The 18,945-nt window shown below is 42.3% G+C and carries 20 protein-coding genes; 11 read left to right on the forward strand and 9 right to left on the reverse strand.

All coding sequences use genetic code 11. The annotated features are described in order from the left end of the window. The first annotated feature begins 82 nt into the window (after window positions 1-82). Entirely contained in the window at window positions 83-1,114 is a 1,032-nt protein-coding gene (galR, locus tag AACU19_RS16180; RefSeq protein WP_000201034.1) for an HTH-type transcriptional regulator GalR, read from the forward strand. 6 nt (window positions 1,115-1,120) lie between these two features. Here the strand turns inward: galR and lysA are convergent, their stop codons facing one another. Then, window positions 1,121-2,383 (reverse strand): diaminopimelate decarboxylase, encoded by a 1,263-nt coding sequence (lysA, locus tag AACU19_RS16185; RefSeq protein ID WP_105267240.1) that lies wholly within the window; start codon window positions 2,381-2,383, stop codon window positions 1,121-1,123. A gap of 121 nt (window positions 2,384-2,504) precedes the next feature. On the opposite strand from lysA, the gene lysR reads away from it, so the two are divergent. Then, a complete protein-coding gene (lysR, locus tag AACU19_RS16190) occupies window positions 2,505-3,440 on the forward strand; it encodes a DNA-binding transcriptional regulator LysR (RefSeq protein WP_039020555.1) in 936 nt (311 codons plus the stop codon). On the opposite strand, the gene ygeA is transcribed toward lysR, so the two are convergent. The 5 genes from ygeA to AACU19_RS16215 all read right to left on the reverse strand — a co-directional run bounded on the left by ygeA (window position 3,427) and on the right by AACU19_RS16215 (window position 9,076). Continuing rightward, on the reverse strand, window positions 3,427-4,119 hold the full coding sequence (gene ygeA, locus AACU19_RS16195) for an amino acid racemase (protein WP_105267239.1): 693 nt from the start codon (window positions 4,117-4,119) through the stop codon (window positions 3,427-3,429). The genes lysR and ygeA overlap by 14 nt on opposite strands. Window positions 4,120-4,247: 128 nt before the next feature. Then, window positions 4,248-5,666: an arabinose-proton symporter AraE gene (gene araE / locus AACU19_RS16200; protein WP_000256438.1), complete on the reverse strand. Its 1,419-nt coding sequence runs from the start codon at window positions 5,664-5,666 to the stop codon at window positions 4,248-4,250. A gap of 314 nt (window positions 5,667-5,980) precedes the next feature. After that, entirely contained in the window at window positions 5,981-6,742 is a 762-nt protein-coding gene (gene kduD / locus AACU19_RS16205; RefSeq protein WP_000603526.1) for a 2-dehydro-3-deoxy-D-gluconate 5-dehydrogenase KduD, read from the reverse strand. Between the two features lie 29 nt (window positions 6,743-6,771). Then, window positions 6,772-7,608, reverse strand: coding sequence for a 5-dehydro-4-deoxy-D-glucuronate isomerase (gene kduI, locus AACU19_RS16210; protein WP_105278283.1), 837 nt, complete (start codon window positions 7,606-7,608; stop codon window positions 6,772-6,774). Between the two features lie 286 nt (window positions 7,609-7,894). Further along, window positions 7,895-9,076 carry an acetyl-CoA C-acetyltransferase gene (locus AACU19_RS16215; RefSeq protein WP_000656039.1) on the reverse strand — a complete coding sequence of 394 codons (1,182 nt, stop codon included), beginning with the start codon at window positions 9,074-9,076 and terminating at the stop codon, window positions 7,895-7,897. A 254-nt stretch (window positions 9,077-9,330) separates the two neighbouring features. Here AACU19_RS16215 and AACU19_RS16220 point away from each other — a divergent pair, with 254 nt between their 5' ends. The 4 genes from AACU19_RS16220 to yqeJ all read left to right on the forward strand — a co-directional run bounded on the left by AACU19_RS16220 (window position 9,331) and on the right by yqeJ (window position 13,270). Continuing rightward, the gene (locus AACU19_RS16220; protein ID WP_000065947.1) at window positions 9,331-10,560 is read left to right on the forward strand and encodes an amino acid permease; all 1,230 of its coding nucleotides are present in this window, start codon (window positions 9,331-9,333) and stop codon (window positions 10,558-10,560) included. Between the two features lie 459 nt (window positions 10,561-11,019). Next, window positions 11,020-11,652, forward strand: a complete 633-nt coding sequence (locus tag AACU19_RS16225; protein WP_001305805.1) for a helix-turn-helix transcriptional regulator — start codon at window positions 11,020-11,022, stop codon at window positions 11,650-11,652. 333 nt (window positions 11,653-11,985) lie between these two features. Next, a complete protein-coding gene (locus AACU19_RS16230) occupies window positions 11,986-12,795 on the forward strand; it encodes a winged helix-turn-helix domain-containing protein (RefSeq protein WP_001352973.1) in 810 nt (269 codons plus the stop codon). Beyond that, a complete protein-coding gene (yqeJ, locus tag AACU19_RS16235; protein WP_105278284.1) occupies window positions 12,788-13,270 on the forward strand; it encodes a protein YqeJ in 483 nt (160 codons plus the stop codon). Before AACU19_RS16230 ends, yqeJ begins: the two co-directional genes overlap by 8 nt. A 32-nt stretch (window positions 13,271-13,302) precedes the next feature. Here yqeJ and AACU19_RS16240 read toward each other — a convergent pair whose 3' ends face one another. Next, window positions 13,303-13,383, reverse strand: coding sequence for a hypothetical protein (locus AACU19_RS16240; protein WP_072163522.1), 81 nt, complete (start codon window positions 13,381-13,383; stop codon window positions 13,303-13,305). 35 nt (window positions 13,384-13,418) lie between these two features. Then, on the reverse strand, window positions 13,419-13,844 hold the full coding sequence (gene yqeK, locus AACU19_RS16245; protein WP_000350603.1) for a protein YqeK: 426 nt from the start codon (window positions 13,842-13,844) through the stop codon (window positions 13,419-13,421). Window positions 13,845-14,274: 430 nt separating this feature from the next. On the opposite strand from yqeK, the gene AACU19_RS16250 reads away from it, so the two are divergent. The 5 genes from AACU19_RS16250 to AACU19_RS16270 all read left to right on the forward strand — a co-directional run bounded on the left by AACU19_RS16250 (window position 14,275) and on the right by AACU19_RS16270 (window position 18,167). Further along, the gene (locus AACU19_RS16250) at window positions 14,275-14,766 is read left to right on the forward strand and encodes a hypothetical protein (protein WP_039020558.1); all 492 of its coding nucleotides are present in this window, start codon (window positions 14,275-14,277) and stop codon (window positions 14,764-14,766) included. A gap of 226 nt (window positions 14,767-14,992) precedes the next feature. Further along, window positions 14,993-15,484: a tetratricopeptide repeat protein gene (locus AACU19_RS16255; protein ID WP_105278285.1), complete on the forward strand. Its 492-nt coding sequence runs from the start codon at window positions 14,993-14,995 to the stop codon at window positions 15,482-15,484. Window positions 15,485-15,818: 334 nt separating this feature from the next. Further along, complete coding sequence (gene ygeH / locus AACU19_RS16260) at window positions 15,819-17,195, forward strand: HilA family transcriptional regulator YgeH (protein WP_105276692.1); 1,377 nt, start codon at window positions 15,819-15,821, stop codon at window positions 17,193-17,195. Between the two features lie 166 nt (window positions 17,196-17,361). Next, a complete protein-coding gene (locus AACU19_RS16265) occupies window positions 17,362-17,580 on the forward strand; it encodes a hypothetical protein (protein ID WP_103253740.1) in 219 nt (72 codons plus the stop codon). 83 nt (window positions 17,581-17,663) lie between these two features. Further along, window positions 17,664-18,167, forward strand: coding sequence for a lytic transglycosylase domain-containing protein (locus tag AACU19_RS16270; RefSeq protein ID WP_105278286.1), 504 nt, complete (start codon window positions 17,664-17,666; stop codon window positions 18,165-18,167). 17 nt (window positions 18,168-18,184) lie between these two features. Here AACU19_RS16270 and AACU19_RS16275 read toward each other — a convergent pair whose 3' ends face one another. Then, window positions 18,185-18,817 carry a LuxR C-terminal-related transcriptional regulator gene (locus AACU19_RS16275; protein WP_000516283.1) on the reverse strand — a complete coding sequence of 211 codons (633 nt, stop codon included), beginning with the start codon at window positions 18,815-18,817 and terminating at the stop codon, window positions 18,185-18,187. Window positions 18,818-18,945: the final 128 nt, after the last annotated feature.

An 18,945-nucleotide genomic window follows, 5' to 3' on the forward strand; every position in this document is an offset into this window, starting at 1 on the left:
TGAAAACACGTCGCCACTTGAACCAACAGGTATTTTCCGTAACACTGACAGAATGTAAGCGTTTACCCACTAAGGTATTTTCATGGCGACCATAAAGGATGTAGCCCGACTGGCAGGCGTTTCAGTCGCCACCGTTTCCCGCGTCATTAATAATTCACCCAAAGCCAGCGAAGCCTCCCGGCTGGCTGTGCATAGTGCAATGGAGTCTCTTAATTATCACCCGAACGCCAACGCCCGTGCGCTGGCGCAACAGACCACTGAAACGGTCGGTCTGGTCGTTGGTGATGTTTCCGATCCGTTTTTCGGTGCAATGGTGAAAGCGGTCGAACAGGTGGCTTATCACACTGGTAATTTTTTATTGATTGGCAACGGTTACCACAACGAGCAAAAAGAGCGTCAGGCCATTGAGCAACTGATCCGCCATCGCTGCGCTGCGCTGGTCGTCCATGCCAAAATGATCCCGGATGCCGACTTAGCCTCATTAATGAAACAAATGCCCGGTATGGTGCTGATCAATCGCATCCTGCCTGGCTTTGAAAACCGTTGTATTGCTCTGGACGACCGTTACGGTGCCTGGCTGGCAACGCGTCATCTAATTCAACAAGGTCATACCCGCATTGGTTATTTGTGCTCTAATCACTCTATTTCTGACGCCGAAGATCGTCTGCAGGGTTATTACGATGCCCTCGCTGAAAGTGGTATTCCGGCCAATGATCGGCTGGTGACGTTTGGCGAACCGGACGAAAGCGGCGGCGAGCAAGCAATGACCGAGCTTTTGGGACGCGGAAGGAATTTCACTGCGGTAGCCTGTTATAACGATTCAATGGCGGCGGGTGCGATGGGCGTTCTCAATGATAATGGTATTGAAGTACCGGGTGAGATTTCGTTAATTGGCTTTGATGATGTGCTGGTGTCACGCTATGTGCGCCCGCGTCTGACCACCGTGCGTTACCCAATCGTGACGATGGCGACCCAGGCTGCCGAACTGGCTTTGGCGCTGGCTGATAATCGCCCTCTCCCGGAAATCACTAATGTCTTTAGTCCGACGCTGGTACGTCGCCATTCAGTGTCAACTCCGTCGCTGGAGGCAAGTCATCATGCAACCAGCGACTAACCGCAGTTAAAGCAATTCCAGCGCCAGTAATTCTTCAATGGTCTGGCGACGGCGAATCAACCGCGCCTGACCATTATCAAACAGAACTTCTGGTAACAGCGGACGGCTGTTGTAGTTGGATGACATTGATGCGCCATATGCCCCCGTATCATGCAGTACCAGATAATCACCCGCCTTCACTTCCGGCAAGGCGCGGGTTTCAACATTTCCCCCTTCCTGCTGGGTAAAGACATCGCCCGATTCACATAACGGCCCGGCGACGACGGTTTCCACCGTTGGTGCGTGTTCCAGAGAACGACCATCAGATGCCAGGGCACTGATATGGTGGTAACTACCGTACATTGCCGGGCGCATCAGATCGTTGAACCCGGCATCAACCAGCACAAAGTGGCGGCTACCCATTTGTTTGACGCTCCGCACTTGAGTAATTAATACGCCAGCCTGCGCTACCAGAAAGCGACCCGGTTCAATTTCCAGTTTCACAGGATGGCCCAAATGGCGGGCGATTTGCTCACGCGCGGCATTCCACAGACCATAATAATGTTCGGTATCAACCGCCTCTTCACCCTGTTGATAAGGAATAGAAAGGCCACCGCCCGCAGAAATAGCCTGTAAATCCTGACCGAATTCGAGGACCTGACGCACCATAGCACCACATACCTGTTCCAGATGGGCATAATCAACGCCAGAACCAATGTGCATGTGAATGCCGACCAGCTGCAAATGATGACGTTGTATCACGTCCAGTGCGGCGGGCAGATCGGTGTACCAGATACCGTGCTTGCTGTTTTCGCCACCGGTATTGGTTTTTTGGCTATGCCCGTGACCAAACCCCGGATTAACACGCAGCCATACCCGATGCCCTGGCGAAACCTGACCCAGTTGGTCGAGCATATCAACAGAACCCGCATTCACCGGAATTTGCAATTCACTGACGCATTCAATCGTCGCCTGATCGATAACATCTGCCGTAAAAACAATGTCATCGGGATGCGTTTGCGGATTGTATCCCGCCGCCAGTGCACGCTCTATTTCGCCTAACGAGACGGAATCCACTTTTACGCCCTGCTCACGCATTAAGCGCAAAATATGAATATTGGAACAGGCTTTCTGTGCAAAGCGCACCACATCAAACTGTTTCAGCGCTGCAATCTGCCGACGAATAATTTGCGCATCGTAGACCCACACCGGGCAGCCAAATTCTGCGGGCAAACGCAGCAGATTTTCGGCGGTGAGGTCGGTATCGGTGCTGAACAGTGAATGTGGCATAACAAACTCCAGATAAGTGCTTTTTTATGATTACGCCACATCATAAAAAGAATAAAAAATATCGATTTATGTCGAGTCTATGCAAAAATGATATGGATTACCGGATTGCGAGAGAGCGCTCATGGCCGCCGTTAACTTACGTCATATTGAAATTTTTCATGCGGTAATGACCGCCGGAAGCCTGACTGAGGCGGCACACCTGCTACACACCTCACAGCCAACCGTCAGCCGCGAACTGGCGCGCTTTGAGAAGGTGATCGGGCTGAAATTGTTTGAGCGCATACGTGGACGATTACATCCTACCGTGCAAGGACTGCGTCTGTTTGAAGAAGTGCAACGATCCTGGTACGGACTGGATCGCATTGTCAGTGCCGCAGAAAGTCTGCGCGAGTTTCGCCAGGGAGAACTGTCTATTGCCTGCCTGCCGGTCTTTTCGCAATCTTTTTTACCGCAGCTCCTGCAACCCTTTCTGGCACGTTATCCCGATGTCAGCTTAAACATCGTGCCCCAGGAATCACCGCTACTTGAAGAGTGGCTCTCGGCCCAGCGTCATGATTTAGGACTCACTGAAACGCTCCATACGCCTGCGGGAACAGAACGTACCGAATTACTCTCTTTAGATGAAGTGTGTGTGTTACCTCCGGGCCATCCGCTGGCGGTAAAAAAGGTATTAACGCCGGATGATTTTCAGGGTGAGAACTACATCAGCCTTTCCCGTACTGACAGCTATCGCCAGTTGCTGGATCAATTGTTTACTGAGAATCAGGTTAAACGACGCATGATCGTAGAAACCCACAGCGCCGCGTCAGTCTGCGCAATGGTACGGGCGGGGGTAGGTGTTTCGGTGGTTAACCCGCTCACCGCACTGGATTATGCGGCAAGCGGTTTAGTAGTGCGGCGGTTCAGTATTGCGGTTCCGTTCACCGTCAGCCTGATCCGCCCCCTGCACCGCCCGTCATCAGCGCTGGTTCAGGCGTTTAGTGAGCATTTACAAGCGGGATTACCGAAACTGGTCACTTCTCTTGACGCTATTTTGTCGTCAGCTACGACAGCATAAAAGCGACAGCATCCTCGGCATGGATCGCCGCGGTATCAAACACAGGCAGAACACTGCGCTCGTCTGGCACCAGTAAACCAATTTCCGTACAGCCAAAAATGACACCCTGTGCGCCCTGTTCTGCAAGGCGAGCAATCACTTGCGCATAATAAGTGCGTGACGCTTCGGTAAATTGCCCCAGACACAGTTCTTCAAAAATAATCTGATTAATTTTCGTCCGTTCATCCGCTTCAGGAATGAGACAGTTGATGGAAAATTGTTCCGTCAGCCGCCCGCGATAAAAATCCTGTTCCATGGTGTAACGCGTACCCAGCAGCGCCACACGAGTCATCCCAGCCCGGATAATTGCACGTCCAGTGGCATCCGCTATATGTAAGAAAGGCAGAGAGCAACGAGACTCAATGGCATCCGCCACTTTGTGCATCGTATTGGTACATAACACAATGCCTTCTGCGCCCGCCCGCTGTAAGCCAAGCGCCGCCTCAGCCAGAATATCCCCGGTTTTGTCCCACTCGCCGCGACGCTGGCACTCTTCTATTTCATGAAAATCGACGCTATGTAGCAGCACTTGCGCAGAGTGAAGCCCACCAAGCCGCTGTTTAATACCTTCATTAATCAGACGATAATAAGGAATAGTGGATTCCCAACTCATTCCTCCCAGCAAGCCAATTGTTTTCATTCCTCTCTCCTGATGTGTGTTACCGCAACAAGGCTGAATAAGGAACGAGACAAACGCCTCAACGGCCAGGTGCCCAATCTCTATTAACGAAAAAAGGGCCGGATGTACAGCACATCCGGCCCGTGAAATCAGACGCCGATATTTCTCAACTTTTCGCCTGCCATCAGTTTGCGTTCGATATGTTCCAGCGTGACATTTTTGGTTTCCGGAATGAGCCAGAAAGTGATGCCCACAAACGCAATGTTCAGCGCAGTGTAGAGCCAGAACGTACCTGCCGCACCTATGCTATCGAGCAGAGTCAGGAAGGTCGCGCCGATAATCATATTCGACACCCAGTTTGTCGTCGTCGAACAAGTGATGCCAAAATCGCGGCATTTCAGCGGCTGAATTTCAGAGCACAGGATCCACACCACTGGCGCGGCGCTCATCGCATAACCGGCAATACACATCATCGTCATGCCAACAGAGAGCCAGGACAAGCCACTGGAAGCCGTACCGTTATCAAACTGCATCAGGCAATAGCCCAGCACCAGAGTGCCTAACGCCATCACGCTGAAACCAATTTTCAGAGCCGGTTTACGCCCTGCTTTATCTACCGTAAAGACCGCAATGAAGGTGGCGAACATAAAGGTCAGCCCTACGACCAGAGTCGCAATCATCTGTTGTTCTGTGGTCGTAAAGCCCGCCATTTTGAAGATACGCGGCGCGTAGTACATGATGATGTTCATACCGGTAAACTGCTGCATCGCCTGCAACAACATACCGAGAAACACAGCACGACGGACGTTACGGTTGATCTTAAACAGTGCCCAACCGCCCTGTTTTAACTTCAGGCTTTCACGAATTTCGTTGAGTTCTTCTCGCGCTTTTTCCGACGTATCGCGCAGCATACGCAACACTTCTTCCGCCTCAATATGACGCCCCTTTTCCGCCAGCCAGCGCGGGCTATTTGGCAGGAAGACCACCAGAATAATCAGCAGGACTGCTGGTAAAGCAAGAACCCCCAACATTGCGCGCCAGTTACCGCTATAACTGAACGCTGTATCGGATAAAAACGCCAGCACGATGCCGAGTGTGACCATCAACTGGTACATACTGATCATCTTACCGCGAACGTTTTCACTTGCCATTTCAGAAAGATACAGAGGAGCGGTGTAAGACGCGATCCCGACAGCAATGCCCAGCACCACACGAGCGGCGATTAACATCTCTACGCTGGTCGCAAAAGCGGACCCTATCGAACCGAGCACAAAAAGGATAGCCCCCGCCATCAGGCTGTATTTACGCCCCAGGCGGAACGACAGCCACCCATTAAACAGCGCACCAATTGCTGCGCCGAGCATCATGCTACTAACCACCCATTCCTGCAAACGGCTGGTCAGCACAAAGTGATCGGTAATGAACGGCAAGGCTCCGGCGATTACGCCGATATCAAGACCAAATAACAATCCTGCGACCGCAGCAGCTACCGAAACAAACATATTCATACGCCGCGTATCCCGCAAAGAACGTGGCGTTAAAGCAGATTCCGTATTGATAGTAACCATTTTTTCCTGCCAGCAGAGAGTAAGACATAGTGAAAAAATACGTGAACAATTCACACAGGTGTCAGGTCGGAAATAGCATAAATATGGATTAAATTGCTGCGACATGTCGTTATGTGATGGATATTCCAATTTTCAAATTAAGTTGAATTATTGAGATTATTATTAACCAACTAATTTTAAAGCAGATAAAATTCATAAAGTTCACTAATTGATAATTGATATGGATTATTTCATAACCATGATATGGATTATGATGATCTACAGGTATAAAAAACCCTGCCATGCGGCAGGGTCATAAAAGTAAGAAGAATGGATTAACGAGCCAGCCAACCGCCATCCACGGCAATGGTATAACCATTCACATAATCTGAAGCACTGGAGGCAAGAAACACTACCGGCCCCATCAGGTCACTCGGCAGTCCCCAACGGCCAGCTGGAATGCGGTCGAGAATTTCCGCGCTACGTTGTTCATCTGCCCGTAGTTGTTGAGTATTGTTGGTCGCCATGTAACCCGGAGCTATCGCATTAACATTAATGTTGTGTTTAGCCCATTCATTCGCCATCAATCGCGTCACGCCCATCACGCCGCTTTTTGATGCGGTATAAGAAGGCACACGGATCCCGCCCTGGAAGGAGAGCATTGACGCGATATTGATAATCTTGCCGCCATTGCCTTGTGCGATAAAGTGTTTCGCCGCTGCCTGAGACATGAAGAATACGCTCTTGATATTCAGGTTCATGACATCGTCCCAGTCTTTTTCGCTGAACTCGAGAGCATCTTCGCGCCGAATCAATCCGGCGTTATTCACCAGGATATCAATATGACCAAACTCAGCTACCGCGCGATCCAGCAGTCCAGGAATACCATCAATCTTTCGCAGATCGGCGGTCAGGCTTAAAAAACGACGCCCCAGCGCCGTGACCTGCTTGATGGTTTCAGTCGGTTCAACGATGTTAATGCCAACAATGTCACAGCCCGCTTGCGCCAGCCCCAACGCCATCCCCTGACCCAGTCCAGTATCACAACCAGTGACGACCGCAACTTTACCTTCGAGAGAAAATGCACTTAAAATCATAACAATACCTTATTCATTTATGCCCACAACTAGCGCAAATCTTTAACGGCCACATGGTCCATATCATCAAAGACCTGGTTTTCACCGACCATGCCCCAGATAAAGGTATAAGCTTTGGTTCCGACACCGGAATGGATCGACCAGCTCGGGGAGATCACCGCCTGCTCGTTATGCATCACAATATGACGCGTTTCTTGCGGCTGCCCCATCATGTGGAAAACGCAGGCGTCATCATCCATATTGAAATAGAAATAAACTTCCATCCGGCGCTCGTGGGTGTGACACGGCATGGTGTTCCACAAGTTACCCGGAGCCAGCTCCGTCAGCCCCATACTCAATTGGCAGGTTTCCAGCACATCCGGGACAAAATATTTGTTAATCGTGCGATGGTTGCTGGTGAGGTTATCGCCTAACGTGACTGGAGATACTTCGTCCGGTGTGACTTTTTTGGTGGGATACGTCGTATGCGCAGGTGCGCAATTGTAATAAAACTTCGCCGGAGTAGCGGTATCAATACTGGCAAAGACAACTTCTTTTGCGCCTTTACCAACATACAGGGCTTCGCGGTGACCGATTTCATAGCATTGACCATCGACGGTAATCGTACCGGCACCGCCAATATTGATAACACCTAACTCGCGACGTTCCAGGAAATAGCTTACGCCGAGTTGTTTACCAACTTCCCCGCCAACGGAAACCGTTTTAGTTACCGGCATAATGCCGCCAACAATAATACGGTCAATGTGGCTGTAAACCATGGTGTACTCATCGGCGACAAATACCTTTTCAACCAAAAATTCATTGCGCAACCCCTGGGTATCCAGCGTTTTTGCATGCGCACTGTGGATGCTCTGTCTTACGTCCACATCAACCTCCGATAATCAGTGAAGCGTGAAAATAGAAAACGATAGTGAAACGCTGTTTCGTTTTCTCTATAAGGGGATGATATGCCCACGGGATAGGGTTTTCAATTAAAAATAAAACAATGTTTCATTTTTAAGGCAAGGACTGAAAAAAGTGCAGTGTCGATCACGAATATGTCATGAGAATGGAAAAATCAGGGAGCCCTGAAAATGTATGTCGACTCGCCAGCCACCATTATTCAACAGATTAATGACGGCTGATATTTATCGGTAAGGAGGAAATGCAGAGCTATTCGTCACGTTCAATGGTCAATGCCACGCCCTGGCCCCCGCCGATACAAAGCGTAGCCAGTCCTTTGCGGGCATTACGTTTCACCATTTCATGAACCAGAGAAACCAGGATTCGGCAACCGGACGCGCCTATTGGGTGACCGAGCGCGATCGCGCCACCATTAACATTGACCCGACGCTCATCCCATTCAAGCATCTTGCCAACCGAAAGCGCCTGAGCAGCAAACGCTTCATTAGCCTCAATAAGATCGACATCAGCCAACTGCCAGCCGACACGTTCCAGGCAACGGCGTGTCGCATACACCGGCGCAATTCCCATTAATGCCGGATCTACACCAACGCTGGCAAATGCGCGAATGCGGGCAAGCACGGGTAAATTCAACGCTCGCGCTTTGGCTTCGCTCATCATCATTACCGCAGCTGCGCCATCGTTTATGGATGATGCATTACCCGCTGTCACAGAACCGAGACTATCAAATGAAGGATTTAAACGGGCCAAGCCTTCTGCACTGGCGTCAGTGCGTGGCTGTTCATCGGTATCAACAACCAACGCCTGACCGTTACTTTGGGTCATTACCGGGACGATTTCATCTTTAAATCGTCCGGCGTCAATCGCCGCTCGCGCTTTTTGTTGCGAGCTAAGTGCGTAAGCATCCTGCAACTGACGGCTGATGCCATATTCGCGAGCCAGATTTTCGGCGGTGACACCAATATGATAATCATTGAAGGCATCCCACAAGCCGTCATGCACCAGACTATCAACCAACTGGCTATTGCCAAGCTGTGCACCGGTGCGGCTATCTGTAAGAACGTGTGGTGCGCGGCTCATGTTTTCCTGGCCACCGGCGATGACAATATCCGCCTCGCCACACTGGATCGCCTGAGTAGCCAGATGCAGTGCTTTAAGCCCGGAACCGCAAACGTCATTAATAGTGATTGCAGAAACGCTGTTAGGAAGACCACCTTTAATAGCCGATTGCCTTGCCGGATTCTGCCCTGCCCCTGCAGTCAACACCTGACCAAGAATCACTTCATCCACCGCATATGCAGAAACACCGGTACGTTCTATTAACGCTTTCACGACCAGGCTGCCAAGTTCCACGGCGGAATGACCCGCTAACGCACCACGAAAACAGCCGATAGGTGTCCGTAACGCCCCGACAATCACAACGTCTTTCATCACAACCTCGCACCAATTAACAGTGCAATAGTAAATGATTGTTAATTACAGTTATCTTAATTGTTTAAAAAAAGTGATTTTTATCACAAAGGAAATACGCCTGACCAGCAGTCAGAGACATAACTGGCACGTAAGGTTTGCAACCACTAACCCACCAATAGAGAGGTAGAAAGGGCGTTAATCTCCCATACTTAACCTGGTTTATGGTAAATTGCCCTCCATTTTGTTTAATTTGTAGATGATACGTTCAGATAATGTCTAATATTTGGTCAAAAGAAGAAACTCTGTGGAGTTTCGCGCTCTACGGCACAGCCGTTGGTGCAGGCACGCTCTTCCTTCCTATTCAGTTAGGTTCGGCAGGGGCTGTGGTCCTGTTTATTACTGCTCTGGTCGCCTGGCCTTTAACATATTGGCCACATAAAGCCTTATGCCAATTCATCCTCTCATCAAAAACATCAGCAGGTGAAGGGATAACGGGCGCGGTAACACACTACTATGGCAAGAAGATTGGTAATCTGATTACCACGCTGTACTTCATCGCCTTTTTTGTCGTCGTGTTGATATATGCCGTGGCAATTACCAACTCACTTACGGAACAGCTGGCAAAGCATATGGTTATTGATCTTCGCATCCGTATGTTGGTGAGTCTGGGTGTTGTATTAATTCTGAATCTCATTTTTCTGATGGGACGCCATGCCACTATTCGGGTAATGGGATTTTTGGTATTCCCATTGATTGCCTATTTCCTATTTCTATCTATTTACCTGGTCGGTAGTTGGCAACCTGATCTATTAACTACCCAGGTAGAGTTCAATCAGAATACCCTTCACCAGATATGGATATCGATTCCCGTGATGGTTTTCGCCTTTAGCCATACGCCCATTATTTCTACGTTTGCCATAGACAGACGTGAAAAATATGGCGAACACGCTATGGATAAATGCAAAAAAATTATGAAAGTCGCTTATCTCATCATCTGCATAAGTGTACTGTTCTTTGTCTTTAGCTGCCTGCTTTCTATTCCACCTTCGTATATTGAAGCGGCTAAAGAAGAAGGGGTTACCATTTTATCGGCGCTTTCTATGCTGCCGAACGCCCCAGCATGGTTGTCAATTTCCGGGATTATTGTCGCAGTAGTTGCGATGTCGAAATCATTCCTGGGTACGTACTTTGGCGTTATTGAAGGTGCCACGGAGGTCGTCAAAACAACACTACAGCAGGTTGGTGTAAAGAAAAGTCGTGCATTTAACCGCGCACTATCAATTATGTTGGTATCGCTCATTACCTTCTTTGTTTGTTGCATTAACCCGAACGCGATTTCGATGATTTACGCGATCAGCGGCCCGCTCATTGCCATGATACTTTTCATCATGCCTACGCTGTCAACATATCTCATCCCGGCGCTTAAACCCTGGCGTTCCATCGGAAATCTGATTACGCTGATCGTGGGTATCCTGTGCGTATCGGTAATGTTCTTTAGCTAATATCCGTTGTGAATGGTTCAAAATTGCTACAATTTTGAACCATTCCAGTTTTCATAATGTTCATTTGTTATTATTCCGCTCTATCACTTCTCTCGTCATATCCTAGTATTATCAGTTAGTTAAACACACAAAGAGATCTGAACATCTTAAATAAGACTATTTAAGATGCATAACTTAGATTCGCAAGATATCTTCTGGTCATTCAAAAACAATTTGCGATATAGATATTCTTATACCATGAGATAGTTATCTGAACCGTTCTCAACCATGCAAGATTAAATCAGTGAAACATAATCATATTTGATAACGAGAAATGCATTTTTAAATGCCTTACTCAGAATTATAGCAAATACAGATTAATCGCAATTTTTCCCAGCAAAATTACAAAATCATGGTGTATTGACATCATCAATAACCAATGAAATTATGCAATTATATACGGATAGGGAGGTTCTTAACATGGGGCTTTGTAGTCGTTATAAAAGTCTTACATGCAATAGTTGCTCAATGCATTGCCAAATAATGCCAGAAGAGTCACCGCGTTTGCAGTATTGCGCAAACTCGTGTTTTTGTATGTGGCCCGAAGAAAGTTCATATTTTAATCGTGGTGTGGTGGAAGGTATCTTAACAAAAAACCACAATGCGAGATTAAGCGGATATATTTTTGTCGATTTTTCAGTAAGTTTTTTACGTCTATTCCTTGAAAAAGACTGGATTGACTATCTTGCAAGTACTGACATGGGGATTGTTTTAGTCAGCGACCGCAATATGCAATCGTTAGCTAACTACTGGCGAAAACACAACTCTGCAATATCTGCTGTCATATATAATGATGATGGTCTTGATGTTGCCAATGAAAAGATCAGACAACTATTTATTGGTCGTTATTTATCATTTACCAGAGGGAACACATTAACTCAGATGGAATTCACCATAATGGGGTATATGGTTTCTGGTTATAATCCATATCAGATTGCTGAAGTTCTGGATATGGATATCCGTAGCATCTACGCGTACAAGCAACGAATCGAAAAGAGAATGGGTGGTAAAATAAACGAGTTATTTATTCGTTCACATTCGGTCCAACATTGATACTCAACAATCTGCCAGAATCATACTCTGCTTATACGGGCATCTATTGAAATGCCCGTATTTTATAAATAAGCAGTAACCCCAAGAGTAAACAACATGGTATTTACAACCATCACACGAAAAATTCAGAAGCATTACGAAATATGAATTTACAAACAATAGTGGCGTAAATGTTAATCATGTTAATTTACGTAAAGTTTTACGTTGCGACATTAAAGCCTCATTTCAATCATTATGATAAATATTAAATTAATATATATTTATGCCGTAAATACCAATATACTTAGCAAACTATGTGATTTCCATTTCGATTGATTTAGTGTCTATTGACGTATGTACTGGATTATTAACGATAATATCGAGTTCTGGCCTGAGCACCGAAAATTAATATCGGTACATAACGCCGATCTTAACGTCGTTCTGACAACGCCAGCCAGTCGTTGTTTATCACTTCTACTTGAAGCTTTTCCTGATGTGGTTGCACAACAAGATTTTTTCACCAGAGTCTGGGAAGAAGAAGGTATGCGTGTGCCAACTAACACGTTATATCAGAACATATCCATTATCAGACGCGGATTTCGCGCTGTTGGTGATACCACCCACTCGCTTATTGCAACCGTGCCGAGAAGAGGATTCAAGATTCATAATGACATTAACATACAAAATCATGCAATAAACTCTTCAACAGACGCACATACACACAATACCCCACCTGCCGTAAAAGGTAATGCGGAGTACAAAGAGAGCATTGGTAGCGCAAACAATTTCAATAACAAAATCCTCAAACATATAAAAAGTTATCTAATTATGTTGAGCATATTTGCTATAGGCGTATATTCTGCACATTGGCTATGGAATAATAATCAACCGAAGCCATTCTTCAAGGATTACAAGACTGTTGCGGAAATTAATGGCTGCCATTTTAATGTGACAGAAGATACAATTGATGGGTTGAAAGAGTTCGATAAATATAAGACACGGATACTGGATTCGGGGATTAACTGTAAAAAATATCCGTGGTTATACTTCCCTCTTGCAAAATCCTCACCAAGGATGATTGTTATGGCATGCAATAAAAACTATAACCAACATGAAGTGGCAGGCTGTTTAACCCTATCTTACCGTGAGGTTAATCGTGATTGATTATAAAAAAAACTTATTATTTATTTTAGTTTTTATCAGTGGGTTTATTCTCTTCATTGTTTACTCTTATACTGCAGAAAAAATGATATATAATGAAACATGCACTGCAAATTGGGTAATTTTTAATGACAAGGGGCGAGCAAATCTTACCATCGACTTTATGTACAACAAAAAAAATAAAACAGGAACTGTTGCATTGAGCGGAACCTGGCAACAAGGTAACAGAGAAAGTAAATCAATACGGCGAAATATTGAATACACATGGATTGAAAACTATGACACAGCCCATTTAACATCAAAGAAAATTAATAAATTTGAGATCATGGATCAAGTCGATGATGATAGACTTGCAGAACTTATTCCTGATTTTTATGTATTTCCAGAAAAAAGTGTAAGCTATAATATACTAAAGCAAGGTAAGCATGCTTTTATTTTGAGTATTGGTAACAGAGCAATCATGCATTGTGCAAGGTAAACTTAAATAGATAACAAAAAGATGGAACCTCGTTAATCATAAAACAATAAAATTAAATATACTTGTAGTATATGCCAGTATAAAGCATCAAAGTTTTGATCAACATCTTTCATTTTAGACATCACCTTGCAATGTAAAATATCATGTATCAACAACATCTGGTGCAAATCCATGAGTCGAACTCAACATTCATCTTAGCTCTATTATTATTCCTTCGTACAGTCGATGTAAACAATACAGAAAGAGGATTATTAAGAACCAGTTTACTTAGTGAATCAATAGAGGAAAGGACTAACGTTTCTTTAAAAGAATTGATTTCATCATCTGTTAAACTAAACTCATCATTGACAGATCGTGAGATATAACTGTTTTTAACTTTACTCTTTACGTTGACTTTACTGACAGAATTAACATTCACATATCTTGAATTTAGTGCCCATGATGTTGTTTGCGTGAGAACCTTCTCAGCATTAAGGAATTTTTTTAACGGAATCCTTGGTTTCTTTTTCGAGTCCGAATTTACAATATCATGCATATAGACCATTTCATGAATCTGCGAAAACTCAATGTCCATTATATACCTCACATTTTTACCGTGACTCGATGTTACTGTTCAATAATCACCTTCCATCAATACTAAATTTAATACCCCTAATGTGCCGATAACAAATATAGTCATTCTACGTAACGTCTCCATAAGGTGATAACCTTGATCAAATGAATTTCAAAAATAATAAAAGGAAATCTTTTGAGATGTTTGTCACGAATAAAGCTATTTATGTTACCAATATCATTTCGAGTGTGCACACTATCTATCTGTTTTTTCAGGATATAAAAAACAACATGTAAGTTATGTAAATTGCCGATGCTACTAAGTAACATTATGGTAAAAAAAGTAAAAATGAGCGATTTTTGATAGAATAAAGCATTAGAAAAGGTGATATTTGACATTATCAGAAGCTGCGAATTCGGATTTTGCTCTAATCAAATGAGAGAAATGTAAAATGAAGCCACGAAATATTAATAATAGCCTACCACTGCAACCATTAGTTCCTGATCAGGAGAACAAAAATAAGAAAAATGAAGAGAAATTCGTGAATCCAGTTAAAATTACGATGAGGTCTGGTTTAAATTATATTGAACAAGAATCTCTTGGAGGAAAATATCTAACACATGATTTGTCAATAAAGATAGCGGATATTTCTGAAGAAATAATTCAGCAAGCAATATTATCTGCTATGAGCATATATAAATTTCCGATAACAGATGATTTAATGAGTATGGCTACAAATGAACTCATAAAACTGGCCAAAATAGAGAATAATTTAGACCTGAATAAATTCTCTACTATATGCACCGACGTACTATCCCCCCTCGTCATCAGACATAATAAAGAAAAAAAACCAGACGACTTACTACCCTTCGCAAAAATCCCCTTTTTAATTTTCATCGAAAAAATGGAAATTGATAATATGAATCAAGGTCATGCATATTAAGGCATTTATGAAATATCGTAAATAAGATAACTAATAAGGTGAATATTAGCAAAACAACTAATGACATTATTGGTTTATAGTGGTCGGTATTTTTACTAATAATGAACCAATATACCCATAAGCAATGCAAACTTAAAACTCATAATTCAAAAAAGATAAATACATAAAAATTAATGAGTCAATCAATAATAATTTAGCATCACGAAACACATCACAGAGGAATATTATGTGCACAGATACACTTGAAATATTCAATAACAGTGATGAATGGGCAAGTCAACTAAAACACGCATTATCGCAAGGAGAAAATCTGGCATTACTACATGGATTGACTCCTGATATCCTTGATAGAATATATGCATATGCATTCGACTACCATGAAAAAGGTAATATAACGGACGCAGAAATTTATTATAAATTTCTGTGCATTTATGCGTTCGAAAATCATGAATATCTAAAAGGTTTTGCATCAGTATGCCAGTCAAAAAAGAAATATCAACAAGCATATGACCTTTACAAACTAAGTTACAATTACTCCCCGTATGATGACTATTCAGTTATTTATCGTATGGGTCAATGTCAAATTGGGGCTAAAAATATCGATAACGCAATGCAATGTTTCTATCATATTATTAACAATTGTGAGGATGAAAGTGTTAAGAGCAAAGCGCAGGCATATATTGAACTCTTAACTGATAATTCAGAAGATAATGGCTAAGCATTACAATCATTTGGTTAAAATTGCTGGTTATAGTGCAGTTAACCACTATGACCGGCTTCTCTTATGTTTTCTTAAATCAACATCTTAAAACAGTTAAGAACACACTATAAATTATTATTTTTCAACGCGTTAGAGAACAATCTATTTTATCAAAATTGAATAAGGCTATTTCAGATTACATCACTGAATTCCTAAGATAAATTAGTGAACACAACCATAGATATGTCGAATGTAAACTCCTATAGCATTAATGACACATAAATATGAATAGCCACTATTTCTATTGCTTATGCAGGATGCAAGAAACCAATTTTTTCATAGAGGTTAACTAATGGACTTAGAAAATAAATTCTCATATCATTTTCTTGAGGGATTAACGCTCACGGAAGATGGAATTCTTACTCAAGGAAATGAGCAAATTTATATTCCACCGAAAGAGTTAGGAGTATTGATCGTATTACTTGAATCCGCTGGTCATGTTGTCCTGAAAGATATGATCATCGAATCAGTATGGAAAAATATTATTGTAAGTGACGAGTCCCTGACAAGATGTATCTATTCTTTGCGCTGCATTTTTGAAAAAATTGGCTATGATCGTTGCATAGAAACAATCTACCGGAAAGGTTATCGTTTCAGTGGACAGGTTTTCAAAACTAGAATAAATGAAGATAACACTTCAGACTATTCCATAGCTATATTTCCTTTCACCACTTCATTGAATACCCTGGATCCATTAATACTTAATCAGGAATTAGTGCAAAACATTTCAAATAAAAAAATCGAGGGCCTTTATACCTATCCGATGGCTGCGACAAATTTTTGTAATGATCACATATCGCAAAATTCATTTTTGAGAAGATTCAAGCCAGATTATTTCGTTACAGGAAGAATAAACCAGAATAACGCAGTGAAAACTTTATATATTGAACTGATCGACGCTAAAAATCTTTTCCTCATCGCCAGTAATCATCTTCCTGTTGATGAACTACATAACACATCACAATTTATTATAGATAATATCCTTCAAACGGTACATAATCCAGAGCGTTCTGTAAGATTAGCTAAACCGGATCAAGGTTACAAGAATCATTATTTATCAGATGAACTGTTGGCTGGTAAGAAAGAACTTTACGAGTTTACTCCTGAAAGCATTTACAGGGCTATGACTATATTTGATGGATTACAAAATAAAAGTGATATACAGACGCTAAAAACAGAATGTTATTGTCTGCTAGCGGAATGCCATATGTCTTTGGCACTTCATGGAAAATATGAACTTGAACTTGCTGCTCAAAAAGCATTAGAGCTTTTACATTATGTATCAGACATAACCAATGTCGATGGAAAAATTTTAGCTATTATGGGACTGATAACTGGCCTGTCTGGACAAGCAAAAGTATCTCATATCTTATTTGAACAGGCTAAGATAAACACAACTGATATAGCCTCTCTCTACTACTATAGAGCACTTGTCAACTTTCATAATGAAAGAATTGAAGAGGCAAGGATTTGTATAGACAAATCACTACAACTCGAACCCAGAAGACGAAAAGCAGTTGTGATAAAAGAGTGTGTAGATATGTATGTGCCTAACCCGCTCAAAAGCAACATGAAACGCTACTATAAAGAAACTTCGAGTGAAAGCCATCGAGTTATAATTGACAACATTTTGAAACTAAAGCAACTGACGAGAATTTGTATGCGATAAATCTTTATTGTCGCAATTTTATTGTTTAGATGTATGCAGCTAGTTATTTAAACAGCAGAGATGAAAATATCTAAGATATTTACCTTATTGCAATATATATCAAATACTCTAGATTAAAAAGTATTGTGTATAGACTATTGGCCTGGACAAATAAAAAGGGAACTTTATGACTAATCCAATCAATATGAATAATTTTTCTCAAAGTTTAAATATAGCAACTGCAACGGGTGAAGAAGTAGTTTCATTAGATAAACACATCACCACCAGTGCTACTGATACAGATCAAATACAAGCATTTATAGTTTCAACATGGATGGCTTCTTTTCAAAATGATATGTATTCGAAAGATAATCCTATCTCTCCTTACTATGAACTGGAATGGTAGACAATTGACCACTTAAATGTTTAACGAGATACTGATTATATTAGTATCTCGTTCCTTTCCTTCAATCCTACACATAAAAATATATGCGCTTACCCAAAGTTAAAATCTTATCCATCTTCATGTTTTCTGTATTAATTACGAAAATGTCTTTCGCCAGTAGCGCTTGCTTTAATGAAGCAGGATCAATTTTCAGAATCGAACCAAACTTGATCAAAGCTATCGCTCTTGTTGAAAGTAATTTAAAAAATGATAGCATCGGCAAGAACAGGGATAAGAAAAACAATATAAAGAGTTTTGATTATGGTTTAATGCAGATAAACCAGATGCACATTCCCATGTTAAAAAAACGTGGAATAATAAAAGATGAACGAGATTTGTTAGATAACCCCTGTCTGAACATTAAAATAGGGACCGAGATATTATATAATCATTTTTCACGTTGTGGGGTAACGTGGCAATGTCTGGGGACTTATAACGCGGGTTTTGCAATGGAAAACCAAAAAAAGAGGCTGCAATATGCAAAAAAAATATATGTTGTATATACCAGACTTAATGAAATAGACAAGCGTAAGGCTTTAGCAAAATGAGCCTAAAGCCTCTTTTTTTATATAGTGCAAACACCCATACGTAAAGCTGTTTTGATCAACTCGATACCACTGTGAACATCTAATTTCTTCATGATATTGAGTCTATGAGTTTCGACTGTTTTCCTGCTTAACTGCAAGAAATTAGCGATTTCTTTGTTTGTTTTTCCATCAGCTATGAGTTGTAGTATTTCAGACTCACGATTTGTAAGTTGATTATCAGAGGAATATCTTGAAGATATTTTTTCACAATCCATATGTACACTATCAAAATAAGTGTAACCATTACTAATCGAATCAATAGCGCGATTTAGTTTCGCCGGGTGACTGGTTTTCCATACGCATCCTTTCGCACCGGCTTCAAGCAATTTTATTGAATCAATATACGGCATTTTTGCTACAAATGTAATAATATGAGCATCTATTTTATGCGATTTAACCCATTTTATGAGTTCGGACCCCATCATTCCACCTGCAAATTCTCCTAAAATAAATATTTGGGCTGCAGATTTGTTACACTCCGCTATAGCTTTCTTCAGATCTTTATAGCCCCCAACAACCTCATATAAATCGGGATAATGTCCGAGAAATCCAATTATCCCATCAATCATAAACGGCTGCTGATCTGAAACTACAATTTTAATCTTTCCCATATATTCATCCTGAGTGTAAATGCTATAACGCATTCATTTATAATCATCCCTTCCATTATTATTATAAGCAAAATCCAAAGAATACATTGATGAAATAATAATGAAATATAATTAAAAATAAAATTTTT

Origin of the sequence: Escherichia sp. MOD1-EC4550 (assembly GCF_963876935.1) — a bacterium.
GTDB classification, from domain to species: domain Bacteria; phylum Pseudomonadota; class Gammaproteobacteria; order Enterobacterales; family Enterobacteriaceae; genus Escherichia; species Escherichia coli_F.

Excerpts from the sequence above, each read along its gene's own strand:
- AACU19_RS16220 (WP_000065947.1), top strand. The coding sequence starts at position 9,331 with ATGTCTAATATTTGGTCAAAAGAAGAAACTCTGTGGAGTTTCGCGCTC.
- yqeK (WP_000350603.1), bottom strand. The coding sequence starts at position 13,844 with ATGGACATTGAGTTTTCGCAGATTCATGAAATGGTCTATATGCATGAT.
- kduD (WP_000603526.1), bottom strand. The coding sequence starts at position 6,742 with ATGATTTTAAGTGCATTTTCTCTCGAAGGTAAAGTTGCGGTCGTCACT.
- AACU19_RS16250 (WP_039020558.1), top strand. The coding sequence starts at position 14,275 with ATGAAGCCACGAAATATTAATAATAGCCTACCACTGCAACCATTAGTT.
- galR (WP_000201034.1), top strand. The coding sequence starts at position 83 with ATGGCGACCATAAAGGATGTAGCCCGACTGGCAGGCGTTTCAGTCGCC.
- lysA (WP_105267240.1), bottom strand. The coding sequence starts at position 2,383 with ATGCCACATTCACTGTTCAGCACCGATACCGACCTCACCGCCGAAAAT.
- AACU19_RS16270 (WP_105278286.1), top strand. The coding sequence starts at position 17,664 with ATGCGCTTACCCAAAGTTAAAATCTTATCCATCTTCATGTTTTCTGTA.
- ygeH (WP_105276692.1), top strand. The coding sequence starts at position 15,819 with ATGGACTTAGAAAATAAATTCTCATATCATTTTCTTGAGGGATTAACG.
- AACU19_RS16265 (WP_103253740.1), top strand. The coding sequence starts at position 17,362 with ATGACTAATCCAATCAATATGAATAATTTTTCTCAAAGTTTAAATATA.
- AACU19_RS16225 (WP_001305805.1), top strand. The coding sequence starts at position 11,020 with ATGGGGCTTTGTAGTCGTTATAAAAGTCTTACATGCAATAGTTGCTCA.
- AACU19_RS16275 (WP_000516283.1), bottom strand. The coding sequence starts at position 18,817 with ATGGGAAAGATTAAAATTGTAGTTTCAGATCAGCAGCCGTTTATGATT.
- AACU19_RS16215 (WP_000656039.1), bottom strand. The coding sequence starts at position 9,076 with ATGAAAGACGTTGTGATTGTCGGGGCGTTACGGACACCTATCGGCTGT.
- ygeA (WP_105267239.1), bottom strand. The coding sequence starts at position 4,119 with ATGAAAACAATTGGCTTGCTGGGAGGAATGAGTTGGGAATCCACTATT.
- lysR (WP_039020555.1), top strand. The coding sequence starts at position 2,505 with ATGGCCGCCGTTAACTTACGTCATATTGAAATTTTTCATGCGGTAATG.
- AACU19_RS16255 (WP_105278285.1), top strand. The coding sequence starts at position 14,993 with ATGTGCACAGATACACTTGAAATATTCAATAACAGTGATGAATGGGCA.
- araE (WP_000256438.1), bottom strand. The coding sequence starts at position 5,666 with ATGGTTACTATCAATACGGAATCTGCTTTAACGCCACGTTCTTTGCGG.
- AACU19_RS16240 (WP_072163522.1), bottom strand. The coding sequence starts at position 13,383 with ATGAAAGATGTTGATCAAAACTTTGATGCTTTATACTGGCATATACTA.
- AACU19_RS16230 (WP_001352973.1), top strand. The coding sequence starts at position 11,986 with ATGTACTGGATTATTAACGATAATATCGAGTTCTGGCCTGAGCACCGA.